The 13,231-nt window shown below is 37.5% G+C and carries 13 protein-coding genes; 9 read left to right on the top strand and 4 right to left on the bottom strand.

Annotated elements, in window-relative coordinates:
- Positions 1–121: 121 nt before the first annotated feature.
- The 4 genes from ACF3OC_RS04095 to ACF3OC_RS04080 form a co-directional block, all read right to left on the bottom strand.
- Complete coding sequence (locus ACF3OC_RS04095) at positions 122–337, bottom strand: twin-arginine translocase TatA/TatE family subunit (RefSeq protein ID WP_094255217.1); 216 nt, start codon at positions 335–337, stop codon at positions 122–124.
- Between the two features lie 75 nt (positions 338–412).
- Entirely contained in the window at positions 413–1,690 is a 1,278-nt protein-coding gene (locus ACF3OC_RS04090) for a murein hydrolase activator EnvC (RefSeq protein WP_094255218.1), read from the bottom strand.
- A 108-nt stretch (positions 1,691–1,798) separates the two neighbouring features.
- Positions 1,799–2,581 carry a DUF4292 domain-containing protein gene (locus ACF3OC_RS04085; RefSeq protein ID WP_256962534.1) on the bottom strand — a complete coding sequence of 261 codons (783 nt, stop codon included), beginning with the start codon at positions 2,579–2,581 and terminating at the stop codon, positions 1,799–1,801.
- Positions 2,559–4,265: a tetratricopeptide repeat protein gene (locus ACF3OC_RS04080; RefSeq protein ID WP_094255219.1), complete on the bottom strand. Its 1,707-nt coding sequence runs from the start codon at positions 4,263–4,265 to the stop codon at positions 2,559–2,561. The genes ACF3OC_RS04085 and ACF3OC_RS04080 overlap by 23 nt, the downstream gene beginning before the upstream one ends.
- A 434-nt stretch (positions 4,266–4,699) precedes the next feature.
- Here ACF3OC_RS04080 and rplM point away from each other — a divergent pair, with 434 nt between their 5' ends.
- The 9 genes from rplM (at position 4,700) to ACF3OC_RS04035 (ending at position 13,214) form a co-directional block, all read left to right on the top strand.
- Positions 4,700–5,143 carry a 50S ribosomal protein L13 gene (gene rplM, locus ACF3OC_RS04075; protein WP_094255220.1) on the top strand — a complete coding sequence of 148 codons (444 nt, stop codon included), beginning with the start codon at positions 4,700–4,702 and terminating at the stop codon, positions 5,141–5,143.
- An 11-nt stretch (positions 5,144–5,154) separates the two neighbouring features.
- On the top strand, positions 5,155–5,541 hold the full coding sequence (gene rpsI, locus ACF3OC_RS04070; RefSeq protein WP_094255221.1) for a 30S ribosomal protein S9: 387 nt from the start codon (positions 5,155–5,157) through the stop codon (positions 5,539–5,541).
- A gap of 18 nt (positions 5,542–5,559) precedes the next feature.
- The gene (gene rpsB / locus ACF3OC_RS04065) at positions 5,560–6,366 is read left to right on the top strand and encodes a 30S ribosomal protein S2 (protein ID WP_093098738.1); all 807 of its coding nucleotides are present in this window, start codon (positions 5,560–5,562) and stop codon (positions 6,364–6,366) included.
- 190 nt (positions 6,367–6,556) lie between these two features.
- On the top strand, positions 6,557–7,393 hold the full coding sequence (gene tsf / locus ACF3OC_RS04060; RefSeq protein ID WP_094255222.1) for a translation elongation factor Ts: 837 nt from the start codon (positions 6,557–6,559) through the stop codon (positions 7,391–7,393).
- 434 nt (positions 7,394–7,827) lie between these two features.
- The gene (locus ACF3OC_RS04055) at positions 7,828–8,892 is read left to right on the top strand and encodes an AI-2E family transporter (RefSeq protein WP_094280779.1); all 1,065 of its coding nucleotides are present in this window, start codon (positions 7,828–7,830) and stop codon (positions 8,890–8,892) included.
- Positions 8,893–9,104: 212 nt separating this feature from the next.
- Positions 9,105–9,848: an SDR family NAD(P)-dependent oxidoreductase gene (locus tag ACF3OC_RS04050; protein WP_094255224.1), complete on the top strand. Its 744-nt coding sequence runs from the start codon at positions 9,105–9,107 to the stop codon at positions 9,846–9,848.
- A 167-nt stretch (positions 9,849–10,015) separates the two neighbouring features.
- Positions 10,016–10,882, top strand: coding sequence for a bifunctional transcriptional activator/DNA repair enzyme AdaA (locus ACF3OC_RS04045; RefSeq protein WP_094280778.1), 867 nt, complete (start codon positions 10,016–10,018; stop codon positions 10,880–10,882).
- A complete protein-coding gene (locus ACF3OC_RS04040) occupies positions 10,869–11,471 on the top strand; it encodes an alpha-ketoglutarate-dependent dioxygenase AlkB (RefSeq protein WP_094280777.1) in 603 nt (200 codons plus the stop codon). Before ACF3OC_RS04045 ends, ACF3OC_RS04040 begins: the two co-directional genes overlap by 14 nt.
- A 153-nt stretch (positions 11,472–11,624) precedes the next feature.
- Complete coding sequence (locus ACF3OC_RS04035; RefSeq protein ID WP_392470951.1) at positions 11,625–13,214, top strand: ABC-F family ATP-binding cassette domain-containing protein; 1,590 nt, start codon at positions 11,625–11,627, stop codon at positions 13,212–13,214.
- Positions 13,215–13,231 lie beyond the last annotated feature (17 nt).

Genomic DNA, 13,231 nt, shown 5'->3' with positions numbered 1-13,231 from the left:
TGTTAGTTCTTCGCTTATCGTTGGCAATCTGTGCCAATTCTTTTGGTTAGCATAAAAAAAAAGTTTCACCAGATAACGAACATATCTAGTGAAACTTTATAAAATCTTTTAATGAATAGAATTAACCTTGTTTGTTAACTGTATCATTATTAGCTGTTGTATTTGTGTTGTTTTCAGCATTTGGATCATCTTTTTGGCCTTCTTTGAATTCTTTCACGCCACGTCCTAACCCACGCATTAATTCAGGAATTTTCTTTCCCCCGAATAACAATAACGCCAATACCACGATAATAATAATCTCATTGGTACCGATAAATAATAATCCTGATGTATACATATTCTACTAATTTACTAATTCTTTTCTGTTGGTATATCTAACAAATATATAGATAAAATATTTAAATCCATGTAACTATCTTGCTATCCATATTGATGGATTCATGGAGGTTGTACCGCGATAAACACTCAAATCAATGTATGAATATCCAACCTCTGGATCTGAGTCTGCAGCCCCAATTACGGTACCTGTAGAGATCTTTTGTCCCTTAGAAACAGACACTGATTTCAAGTTCGAATAAGCTGTCAAATATTCACCATGTTGAACAACAACTGCATAGGATCCAATATTAATTACTTGCAGTACTGTGCCTTCAAACACGGTTTTTACTGGCGCTCCATCGGAGGTGCGAATACGGATGTAATCATAGAAGTCACGAACTCCACGCTCTACCGTCACACTACCATAATTACGTACTACACTTCCTTGCCCTACTGGCCATGGAAGACGACCTCTATTCGAGGAGAATCCTGCCGATAACTTGGTCGCTTCCGGTGAATTATTTAACACTGCTGAACCAGTTTTCTTCTCGATTTTTTTCTCCGCTTCTGTAACAGTCGTTCCTGTCTTTTTAGCTTCCGCTTCTGCCAATCTTCTTCTACGCTCTTCCTCAGCACGTCTTGCTGCTTCTACCTCTCTGGCAATCGCAGTCTTGATCGCTGCATCTAAACGTTTCTTCTCTTGTTGCTTCTTCGTCAATTGACCACGGAAAGTACGCTCCTCCCTTGCTAATTGATTTAACTCTTGCGAGTGTGCCGCTTTATCTTTTGCAATCGTATTACGCTCTGCTTCCTGCTCTTTTAATAAGGATTGTTGCGTCTTCTTATCTCTTTCCAACTGCGCAATCTTCAACTCGATTTGCTTTTTCGTTCCTTCTATCTCCGCAACCTTAATCTTTCTGGCATCCGTAAATTGTTGAAGGTATTTAACACGCTTGAAAGCTTGATTAAAATCCTTGGAAGCAAAGATGAACATCATCTTATTATAGGAGTTCTTATTTCTAAAGGCGAAAAGGATCATTTTTTCATAATCCTGTCTCATTTTCTCCAATTCCGCTTTTAGCTTATCGACGATAGCATTATTCGAAGAAATATTTTTATTGATGATGCGTAACTCAGAGTTGATGGTACTGATTTTATTCTCCCGCAAGTCCAACTGCTTACTTAAAGCAGCGACCTCTTGCTGTGATAATAATTTCTCCTGTGTCTTAGCACTTAATATTTTTTGAAGCTCAGCGATTTCCCTATCAATTCTTTCCCTTTGTTTCTTTAATTCCAAACTACTTTGTCCGTAACTTAAACCAACAAATAGCAATAAGGAAAATATACTGAGTACAATCTTTTTAAAATCCATGAAATGTTAAATTCTTTCGCCTCTATTTTATAGAACTTCCAAAAATAAGGATATAGTTAATACGAAAATAATAAAAACATAATTTCTTTACATTATTGGCTATTCTAATTAGTTGATAGCCTTATATCTCGAAGGAATACTGAAATTCAGCTCCACCGTTTTATTAAATTCTGATTTGTTATAAAGCATATCTGAAGACACCTTCGTACCACTTCCTTCAATGTTTAACGTGAATCTCTGCGGAAAATTATGTCCATCTATCAATGCAAAATCACCATAATGGGCTTCCAGTTTATCAGATTTTCCTAATTCCATCAAATTAAAAATGGTAGGTCTGTTACTCTTATTCACTCCATAATGAAAGGTCAAACCGTCCTTCACCCCTATTACCTGAACATCCTCATCGCTGGTAGCAATCTGTAATTGATCCGTCCTCAGCATCTCTGTAGAAATATTGCCAACCAGAATATCCTGCAACATTCTGAAGGAAATTCCCGGATTGGTATACTTATATATATAGGAGAAAGGTTTAGCAATATATTCACTATGCAATCTATTGATAATCTTTACACTATCAGGCGTAATTAATACTCTTGCCGCTTCAATTCCCAATAAGGCCGTTACTGAGATCCAGATTGCCTTATCTCTTTCCATACGGATATTCAAAGTTACATTCTGAGTCTCCTCACCAACCTGTACTTTTGCCTTAGCACGCCCAGAAAAGGTAATAAAGTTCAAATTATTCAACTCATAGGTATTCAACAAGTCCTTCCCCTTCGCAGTAACTCCGGCATCAGGCTTCTTAACTGTCGATTTCTTACTGGCACATGCTGAAACCAACATGAAAACTGCCAATATCAAACTTATTCTACTCAATATATTTCTTCTCACTGATTTTCTGTTTTAATTTTTCTTTATCTAAGGAACTTCCTTCTGACAAGGTCATGGCCTTCTCCCATTGCTTTACAGCATCTTTTGTCTTACCCAACTTGATCAGGATGTCCCCATAATGATCATATAACACCCCTGAAGGTTCTGAATTTTTAATTGATTTTTCAATCCAAGTCAATGCTTCCTGATACTTTCCTTGTTGAAATAAAACCCAAGCATAGGTATCCTGGAAAGTTCCAGAATTGGGTTCCATCTTATTGGCGCGTTTCGCATAATCCGCAGCTTTATCCAAATCTTTCTTTTGAAGAGACAAATAATAAGCTGCATTATTTAATACCGTTACGTTATTACTATCCAATTTAATCGCTTCATCATAGGCAACTTCAGATGCCGACTCCATCTTTATTTCATGATATAAATCTCCTAAACCTCCATACACCATTGATTTCACGAAGTCATTTTCATTGCCACTCTGATCCAATGCTCTTTCAAGATATAATCTTGCATTATCGGTGTCCTTCTTCATCATGTAAGCCATTCCAACAAAATAAGTGATGATTACATTTCCTGGATTATGACTCAAAGCCTCATTCCCATCCACAATAGCCTCGTCCAATTCATTTTTGGCCAACTCCACATTGATAAGTTTTCGCCAAGCCTCTATATGCTGTGGGTTCATGCTTACAGTGGTCAGATACAGGGATTTTGCTTCGACAAGGTCACCTCGCATCCACATGATATCCCCCTTGAACATATGGCTATCAGGCATCCTTGGGTGTTTTAACACCAAGGTGTTCGCAAGATCTTGAAGTTGATCCTTACTGAATTCTTTATTATTGTTCACCAGATTCATCATGACACGGTGCTTATCAATAAAGTTGACAGCATCAGATTGAAAGGCTTTTTTAATATTATCAAATGCCTGTGAACTCTTTTTCAATGCCATATTCGCATCGGCCATATCCAGGTACAGCAAATCATCTTTCGTAGCGACCAAACCTTCTTCAAGAACCGAAACGGCATCTTTAGGTTTGTTCTGATCCACGAGAATATAACTCAGCGTACTATAGACTTGTCTGATCGGCGATTTTTTCTTTCTCCAATATTGCAATAATTCATTGGCTTCACTTGGACGATCTAAGTCCATAAGGATTTCAGCCTTCAAAACATCCAACGTATCCGTTTCACCAAACTTTTCCTTGGTGATTTCATAAGTTTTTAAGGCATCTTCGGATTTTTTTGCTGCATGCTGCATCATGATTTTTTCACGATACACCTGAGGGTTATTAGGTTGTTTGATTAGGAAATCATCCAAAACCTGAATTGCAGAATTGAAATCACCCTTACTTTTATAAAGTTCTAAAAGGTGATTATTATAGATTACATTCTCTGGAGATATTTTCACAGCCTCTTGAGCTGCAGGCAAGGCCACATCAAAGTTTCTGGCTTGGGCATATAATAAGGACTTAGCATAGTAAACTTCTGCGCCATTCGGATATTTCTGCAGAGTTTCTTCTATACTCTGTAAAGCATTGGCCAAATCACCACTCTTCAACTTGGATTCTATGGAGGCTAATTGCTCCTTATATCCTTTATCTTCTTTCAAATCTTGCGCAAACAACACTTGTCCCGCCATCAGCAATATTCCCAGAACCAGGGGTTTGCACCATTGTGATCTTCTCATCTAATTTACTTTAATTATCCACCCTATATCATGCTTAGCGCTCGGTCTAAGGCAATTCAAGGTAATAAATTAATTTTAAAGAGCACAAAAATGCAGAAAAGTTTAATCCGTATTACCTTAAATTATGTTAATAGTTTAACCATTAACAAAAATATCCTTTCGTAATTGACTCAAATTTTAAATAGATAAGTCCGAAATAACATCAAAAAATACCTGTTAATACCCAGGTTACTCTAAAATATAAAGGGTTGATTAAGAAGAAATACGGATTTACTTTCAAGGATCTTGGGGTTTGAAAAAACAATAGTGCATTGATATCAAAACAAAAAGTAAAATTGGCTTTGAGAATTAAATTAAAATATTGTACCTTTGCAGACCTCTTTGTAGTGATTACAAAAGGATTAAAACATTATTAATTAATTAAATAAAAGCAAGTGAATACGTTAAGTTACAAAACTGTCTCTGCTAACAAGAACACCGTTAACAAGGAATGGATCGTTGTTGACGCTGAAGGCGAGATTTTGGGGCGCTTGGCAAGCGAGATTGCGAAAGTGATTCGTGGAAAGCACAAGCCTTCATTCACCCCACACGTAGACTGTGGAGATAACGTAATTGTTATCAACGCAGACAAAATTAGATTGACTGGAAACAAATTAGGCGACAAAGTATATGTTCGCTACACAGGCTACCCAGGTGGTCAACGTTTCGTTTCTCCAAAAGAGTTAATGGCTAAACACCCTGAGCGCATCATCGAGAAAGCTGTTCGCGGGATGTTGCCTAAGAACCGTTTAGGACGTCAATTATTTAAAAACCTTTATGTTTATGCAGGTACAGAGCACAAACATGAGGCGCAGAATCCAAAACCAGTTAAATTTTAAGGAGAACGACTATGTCAACAACTAACACTTCAGGAAGAAGAAAAACTGCTGTTGCCCGCATCTACTTAACAGCTGGCAATGGAAATATTACCGTGAATGGTAAAGATTACAAGGAATATTTTCCGACATTACCTTTGCAATACATCGTTACTCAATCTTTATTGGTAGCTGATTCTCTTGCAAATTTTGACATCAATGTTAACGTTCAAGGTGGTGGAGTTAAAGGACAAGCAGAAGCAGTTCGTTTAGCGATTGCTAAAGCTTTAGTAGAGCTTAACCCAGAAGTTAAACCTGCTTTACGTTCTAAAGGTTTGATGACACGTGATGACCGTATGGTTGAGCGTAAGAAACCAGGACGTCGTAAAGCACGTAGAAGATTCCAATTCAGTAAACGTTAATATAAGGAGGATCAAAAAATGGCAAGAACAACATATCAAGAATTATTGGATGCAGGTGTTCACTTTGGTCACCTTACTCGTAAGTGGGATCCGAAGATGGCTAAGTACATTTTCATGGAACGCAATGGTATCCACATCATCGACTTGAACAAAACTCTTACTAAATTAGAAGAGGCAGCTTCAGCGATTAAACAAATCGTGAAATCAGGTCGTAAAGTTTTATTCGTAGCTACAAAGAAACAAGCGAAAGAAATCGTGGCAGAACAAGCAAAAGCAGTAAACATGCCTTTCGTTACGGAACGTTGGTTAGGTGGTATGCTTACGAACTTTGCAACAGTACGTAAATCAATCAAAAAAATGTCAAACATCGATAAAATGCAAAAAGATGGCACTTACGATGTATTGTCGAAAAAAGAAAAATTGATGATTCAACGTGAGCGTATTAAGTTAGAAAACCTTTTAGGTGGTATTGCTGACTTAAACCGTTTGCCTGCTGCGTTATTTATTATCGACGTTAAGAAAGAGCATATTGCAGTTGCAGAAGCGATGAAATTAAACATCCCTACTTTTGCAATGGTGGATACAAACTCTGACCCTACTAACATCGACTTCCCAATCCCTGCAAACGATGATGCTACAAAATCAATTAGCTTAATTGCTAGTGTAATTGGTAAAGCGATTATCGAAGGATTAGAAGAGCGCAAGCGCGATAAAGAAGAGGATGCGGAAAAAGAAGCTGCTGCTGCTAAAGCTGCAGTAGACAATGGTGAAGCTACTGAAGCTACTCCAGGAAAACGCACTCGTAAAGCGAAAGACGTAGAATAATCTTATTCTATTACATAAGCCGGATAGACAAGTGTTGGTTTCTGGAAGATCTGCTTCCTTTTACCGCTCCTGTCTTTCCGGTTTTTTGCTAATAAGCAAAACCTATTCAATATTAAAAAGTTAACATTCTGTTCATTTAAAAACAAAGAATGGTTAACACATCAATTGTAATTTTAACAAAAAATATACTATGTCAGTACAAATTTCTGCATCAGATGTAAACAAATTGCGTCAACAAACTGGCGCTGGTATGATGGACTGTAAAAAAGCATTAGTGGAAGCTAATGGTGATTTCGAAGCTGCTGTTGACTACCTACGTAAAAAAGGTGCTAAAGTTGCTGCTAGCCGTCAAGACCGCGACTCAAACGAAGGAGTAATCATTGCTAAAGCTGCTGCTGATGGCAAATCAGGTATCGTAGTAGAAGTAAACTGCGAAACTGACTTCGTAGCTAAAAACGCTGATTTCGTTGCATTTGCTGAATCAGTAGCTGACGCTGCATTAGCGAACAGCCCTGCTTCTCTAGAAGATCTTAAAGCATTAGAAATCGGTGGATCTAAAATCGCTGACTTATTAATCGAGCAAACTGGTAAAATCGGTGAGAAAATCGACGTTTCTAAATTCGAAACTGTTGCTGCTGATAAAGTTGTTGCTTATATCCACGGTAACTACCGTTTAGGTGTATTAGTAGGCCTTTCTGCTGATGCTGACGGAGTTGAAGAAGCTGGTAAAGATGTAGCTATGCAAATCGCTGCTATGAACCCGGTTGCTATCGATAAAGACGGTGTAGATACTAAAACTATCGAACGCGAACTTGAAATCGCTAAAGAACAAATCCGTGCTGAAGGTAAACCAGAAGAAATGGTAGAAAAAATTGCTCAAGGTAAATTGAACAAATTCTACAAAGAAAATACTTTATTGAACCAAGAATTCGTGAAAGATTCTTCAAAATCTATCGCTCAATTCTTAGACTCAGTTGCTAAAGGATTAACTGTAACTGCTTTCAAACGTGTACAATTAGGCGCGTAAGCATTACACATAAAACAAAAAGCCCATCTTTTCTTAAAGATGGGCTTTTTTGTTTTATGTGGGATATAGGATTAGATATGAGATTTGAGATGTGAGATTTGAGATATTAAACTTCCTATCTCAAATCTCACATCTAACTTCTAACATCTCTCTTCTTTAAAAACCCTATTTCCCCCTTCCTATCTCAAATCTCACATCTAACTTCTCACATCTATCTTCCTTAAAAACCCTATTTCCCCCTTCCTATCTCAAATCTCACATCTAACTTCTCACGTCTATCTTCTTTAAAAACCCTATTCCCCCTTTCTATCTCAAATCTCACATCTAACTTCTCACATCTCTCTTCTTTAAAAACCCTATTCCCCCTTTCTATCTCAAATCTCACATCTAACTTCTCACATCTATTTCTTAAATTGCTATAGATTTCCGCGAATATGAGAACGAAGCAGATAAACAACAACTCCATCAACCAGATCATGCTAATTTTAATTATCATTCTGGTCTGTATTTTAATTTTCAAGAACCTTTATTACTATCTACCTGGCTTTCTTGGTGCTATCACTTTATATGTGCTTTTCCGTAACAGTTATTTCAAGCTGACCGAAAAGAGAAGATGGAATAAGATTTTGACTAGCCTCTTGTTTATTCTAATTTCCATCGTCTTTATCGTTTTACCTATTTGGGCCTTGGTGGATTACTTGGTTCCGCAAATAACCAGTTTTTTAAATAATACCGATAAAATTGTATCTCAGTTTAATCTCCTCAAGGAATACATGGCCGATAAGCCTTTCTTAAAGGATATAGACATGTCGGATGAGGCCCTATTAGCAATGTTGCAAAGGTTTACCAAATACGTACCAAGCATATTAAACTCTGTAGCAGAAGTAATGATCAATATTATTGTCGCCTTATTCGTATTGTATTTCATGCAAGTTTATGGCAGACAGATGGAAAAATATATCGCCAGTGGAGTTCCCTTCTCGCCAAAAAGTAAGCAAGAACTATGGAAAGAATTTGATTCAATGGTTCGTTCCAATGCTATCGGAATTCCAATTCTAGGATTCTTCCAAGGGTTGGTTGCTGTATTAGGTTACTGGATCTTCGGCGTTGAAAACTTTATTTTAATGGGAATGCTCACCGGCATTGCATCCATTGTTCCCGTTTTAGGTACTATGACTATCTATGTTCCACTAGGCATAATTACCCTTGCTGGAGGCGAAACTGCGAATGGAATTGGAATTTTATTGTATGGTTTCATATTAATTGGAAGTATTGATAATATCCTTCGTTTCACTATCCTAAAAACCTTAGGAAATGTCCCTCCTCTAATTACCGTATTTGGTGTTCTCCTCGGATTAAAACTTTTTGGGATGTTAGGTTTGATTTTTGGCCCTCTGATTCTTTCATCTGTTGGCGTATTAATCAAAGTATATTCTAATGAATTTGGGAAGGGAGATTCGATAATTTTAGCAGGAGACCCATACGACAAAAAGGAATAACCTATTTTTTGAGAATACTTCAATGATTGTGCAATTCCATATCGGCATTATTATGGGCTTGCAAGAGAAACTAAATCAAAATTTTATCAAAGGATTGTAAGCTTTTGACAGGTCTTTCCTATTAAAGTCATAATCAGCTTTTTGGATGACCATCATCACATAATCGCAGCTCATTTCTTTGTATCTTAATTAAAACTTAATACGAGAACAAGATGAAACAACTAAATGACAAAGTGGCTATCGTGACTGGAGGTGCTTCCGGGATAGGCAAAGCAATCGTTGAACTTTTTGTAAAAGAAGGCGCAAAAGTAGTTGTAGCGGATTTAAACGAAAAGTTAGGCAATGACCTTATCAACAACCACGGCGAAGGAAATCTAATCTTTGTAAAAGCAGATGCATCTTCCGCCGAGGATAATAAAAAAATTGTGGAGGCAGCAATAGAGAATTTTGGAGCACTACATATCGCCGTTAATAATGCGGGTATTGGTGGTGAGTCCAATCCGGTAGCTGATCTGTCCATTGAAGCTTGGAAAAAAGTAATCGACATCAACTTAAATGGTGTTTTCTATGGCATGCATTACCAGCTGCCTGAAATAGAAAAAGTAGGTGGTAGTATTATCAATATGGCATCGATCTTAGGTGCTGTAGGGTTCGCTAAATCATCTGCGTATGTTGCTGCAAAACACGGAGTCGTTGGTCTAACGCAAACCGCAGGTTGGGAATATGCAACCAAGGGGGTTCGAATCAATGCTATCGGTCCGGGTTTTATCTCCACTCCTTTAGTGGATGACAATCTGGATGCTGATTCCTTAAAATTTTTAGAAACTCAACATGCTTTTCAAAGACTTGGAAAACCTGAGGAAGTTGCTGAATTGGCTTTATGGCTAGCTTCAGATAAAGCTTCCTTCGTAACCGCATCCTACTATCCAGTAGATGGTGGTTATTTGGCAAGATAAACTTGAGGGCGAGATAAAAAAATGGGCATTTGATTTTTTCAATGCCCATTTTTATTGAATGATATATGATCTTATAACCATAAAATGCACCCTTTTAAGTATTTCATTTTCTCGTAACTTAGCAAGAATCGGATTTTTATTTATCCCATTACTTATCATCTTTGAATATGGAAAAGACGCAACAAGAATTAAACTATGACCGAATTGCCAAAGCAATTCAGTTTATCCAGGATCATTTCCAGGATAAACCTAGTTTGGAGGAAATTGCGGAACATGTTCATCTAAGCCCCTTTCATTTTCAACGTTTATTCTCGGATTGGGTGGGAACAAGTCCAAAAAAATTCCTTCAATACATCCAGGTGAGCTATGCAAAGAAATTACTGAAAGAGGAACAAAGGACTTTGTTTGACACCCATTTAATGACTGGAGTAAGCAGTACCAGTAGGCTGCATGACATGTTTGTTCAGATTGAAGGAATGACTCCTGCGGAATTCAAGCAAGGTGCAGAAGGGTTAAGCATCTCCTATAGCTTTCAGGACAGTCCCTTTGGACAATGCTTGATTGCTTCCACAGAAAAAGGAATTTGTTTCTTGGCATTTGTGGAAGATCATGAAAAAGGGATCGAAGAATTAAAGGATTCTTTCGAGAATGCTGAATTCATCGAGCAGGTTCAACCTATCCATCTTGAAGCATTATCGATATTCGACCCGAAGAACAACTCCTTAAAACGAATAAAACTACACTTAAAGGGAACGGCATTTCAGTTGAAAGTTTGGCAGGCTTTATTATCCATCCCGCTTGGCGAGCTAAACACCTATAAAGACATTGCTACCAAAATTGGTAATCCTTCAGCCTCACGTGCCGTCGGAACTGCCATTGGAAGTAATCCCATTGCCTATTTAATTCCATGTCATAGAGTAATCCAAACCTCTGGACATACAGGCGGCTACCGTTGGAAACCATTGAGAAAAACTGTTATGCTGGGATGGGAATTTGCACATACAGACATTGAAAATCACCATGAAACTATTTAATACTGAAGATCCCTCCAAAAACCATTTACCCTATGATGGTACAGTGAATTATTATGGAGTAATCTGTGATGAGCCGCAATTATATTTTGAGAAACTACTTGATAGAATTGAATGGAAAAATGATCAGGCAATTATCTTTGGCAGGCACATTGAAACAAAAAGAAAGGTTGCTTGGTATGGAGATCGTTCTTTTGAATACAGTTATTCCAATATTCAAAAGATCGCTTTACCCTGGACGGAGGATCTCTTAGTGCTCAAATCCCTTGTGGAATCCCATTCTGGTGAAACTTTTAATTCCTGTCTTCTGAATCTTTATCATAATGGTTCCGAAGGAATGGCATGGCACAGCGATGGCGAGAAGGACCTGAAAAAGCATGGTGCCATAGCCTCTCTTACCTTTGGTGCCGAACGAAAGTTCTCCTTCAAACATAAATCAACCAAAGAAAAAATTGACCTATTCCTGGAGAGTGGCAGCTTGCTGATTATGAAGGATCAAACCCAAGACCATTGGATGCATCGACTTCCTCCGACAAAAACAGTTCATGGTTCCCGAATTAACCTCACCTTCAGAACCATAGAAAACATGTAATTCCTCAAAAAAAAAGGAGTTAAAAAATAATTCCTATATTTGTCTCATTATAAATCACAAATAGAATATATGTAATACCCAAATTCTTTCCGCAATCTATCAACAAAAGCTATTCATAGCTTTCAATGGTTTTATCTCAAAGCGAAAGGATTTATGATAATTATTCAGAACGCAACATATATTCATCCCAACAAAGAAATCTTATTTCATGATCTCTCCCTGACTATCAATAATCAGGAGAAAATAGCATTAATCGGTAATAATGGTGTAGGAAAATCTACCCTACTCAAGGCCATTGCTGCTGAAGTCCATTTAAATTCCGGAACTATTCAGACAAGTAGTTTACCCTATTATATACCCCAACTCCAGGATCGATACAATGATCAAACCATAGCACAGGCATTGGGGATAGCAGATAAACTCCAGGCTTACCATGACATATTGGAAGGTAATCTTTCTGAAAATAGCTTGGATATCTTGAATGACGACTGGACAATAGAAGATCGGGTTTCTCAAGCCTTAGAACAATGGAGTTTAGCTGGTTTCGCTTTAGATAGTCCAATGAATACCTTAAGTGGCGGACAAAAAACGAAAGTCTTTCTAGCCGGCATTGCCATTCATGAACCTGAAATAATTTTGATGGATGAGCCTAGCAATCACCTGGACTTAGATTCCCGAAATCAACTTTATCAGTTTATTGAATCTTGCAATAAAACCCTATTAATTGTAAGTCATGACAGGGCTTTGTTAAACTTACTTCCCGAAATTGCCGAAATGAGTAAATCCGGGATTTCCCGATATGGTGGCAATTACGAGTTCTTTGCAGAGCAAAAAGAAGTTGCCTTAAATGCATTGGACCATGATGTAAAATCAAAGGAAAAAGAACTTCGAAAGGCAAAAGAAAAGGAAAGAGAAGCCTTGGAACGTCAGAACAAATTAAATGCGCGTGGCAAGAAGAAACAAGAAAAAGCAGGGATCCCCAAGATTCTGATGGGCGCATTGAAGAATAAAGCTGAAGGCAGCAGTTCTAAATTAAAAGGTGTACATCAGGAAAAAATATCTGGAATTCATCAAAACCTAAGAGAACTTAGAGCCAATCTTCCCGAGATTGACCAAATGAAATTCGGATTTGAAGAATCTGGATTATCCATAGGCAAAACACTAATCGACCTAAAACAGGTTAACTTAAAAATAAACAACAAAAACCTCTGGAAGGAAAACCTAAGTTTTCAGGTGAAATATGCAGATCGATTAGCCATACATGGCAAGAATGGCTCGGGGAAAAGCAGTTTGATCAATATGATGATTGGAAAAATCCCTCCATCCGAAGGACAAATCGCTAAGAATGACTTCAAATATGTATATGTGGATCAGGATTATTCCATGATTCAATCGACAATTTCAATTTACGACATGGCACAATCCTTCAATCAGTCTGGCTTGATGGAACATGAAGTCAAGATCCGTTTGAACAGATTCTTGTTTTCCAAGGAAACTTGGGATAAATCTTGCCTCATGCTTAGTGGTGGTGAACGAATGCGTTTATTACTATGTTGCCTCAATATTAGTAGTCAAGCACCTGACATAATCATTTTGGATGAACCTACAAACAATATTGAAATTCAGAATATTCAGATCCTTAGCAATGCCATTAAATCTTTTAACGGTACTTTGATCGTGGTTTCCCATGATCAGTATTTTTTGGAAGAGGTAGAAATAAAACAAAATATTAACCTAACATAAATTCAGAAAGGAAACTA

The organism is Sphingobacterium cellulitidis (genome assembly GCF_043187465.1).
Classification (GTDB): Bacteria; Bacteroidota; Bacteroidia; order Sphingobacteriales; family Sphingobacteriaceae; genus Sphingobacterium; species Sphingobacterium cellulitidis.
The sequence above is the reverse complement of the archived record's forward strand: the minus strand, read 5'-3'. Positions and strand labels throughout refer to the sequence as shown.

What these genes read in the sequence shown, in the direction of transcription:
- ACF3OC_RS04095 (WP_094255217.1), bottom strand. Translation starts at nt 337, where the DNA reads ATGTATACATCAGGATTATTATTTATCGGTACCAATGAGATTATTATT.
- tsf (WP_094255222.1), top strand. Translation starts at nt 6,557, where the DNA reads ATGTCAGTACAAATTTCTGCATCAGATGTAAACAAATTGCGTCAACAA.
- ACF3OC_RS04090 (WP_094255218.1), bottom strand. Translation starts at nt 1,690, where the DNA reads ATGGATTTTAAAAAGATTGTACTCAGTATATTTTCCTTATTGCTATTT.
- ACF3OC_RS04055 (WP_094280779.1), top strand. Translation starts at nt 7,828, where the DNA reads ATGAGAACGAAGCAGATAAACAACAACTCCATCAACCAGATCATGCTA.
- ACF3OC_RS04050 (WP_094255224.1), top strand. Translation starts at nt 9,105, where the DNA reads ATGAAACAACTAAATGACAAAGTGGCTATCGTGACTGGAGGTGCTTCC.
- ACF3OC_RS04045 (WP_094280778.1), top strand. Translation starts at nt 10,016, where the DNA reads ATGGAAAAGACGCAACAAGAATTAAACTATGACCGAATTGCCAAAGCA.
- ACF3OC_RS04040 (WP_094280777.1), top strand. Translation starts at nt 10,869, where the DNA reads ATGAAACTATTTAATACTGAAGATCCCTCCAAAAACCATTTACCCTAT.
- rpsB (WP_093098738.1), top strand. Translation starts at nt 5,560, where the DNA reads ATGGCAAGAACAACATATCAAGAATTATTGGATGCAGGTGTTCACTTT.
- ACF3OC_RS04035 (WP_392470951.1), top strand. Translation starts at nt 11,625, where the DNA reads ATGATAATTATTCAGAACGCAACATATATTCATCCCAACAAAGAAATC.
- ACF3OC_RS04080 (WP_094255219.1), bottom strand. Translation starts at nt 4,265, where the DNA reads ATGAGAAGATCACAATGGTGCAAACCCCTGGTTCTGGGAATATTGCTG.
- rpsI (WP_094255221.1), top strand. Translation starts at nt 5,155, where the DNA reads ATGTCAACAACTAACACTTCAGGAAGAAGAAAAACTGCTGTTGCCCGC.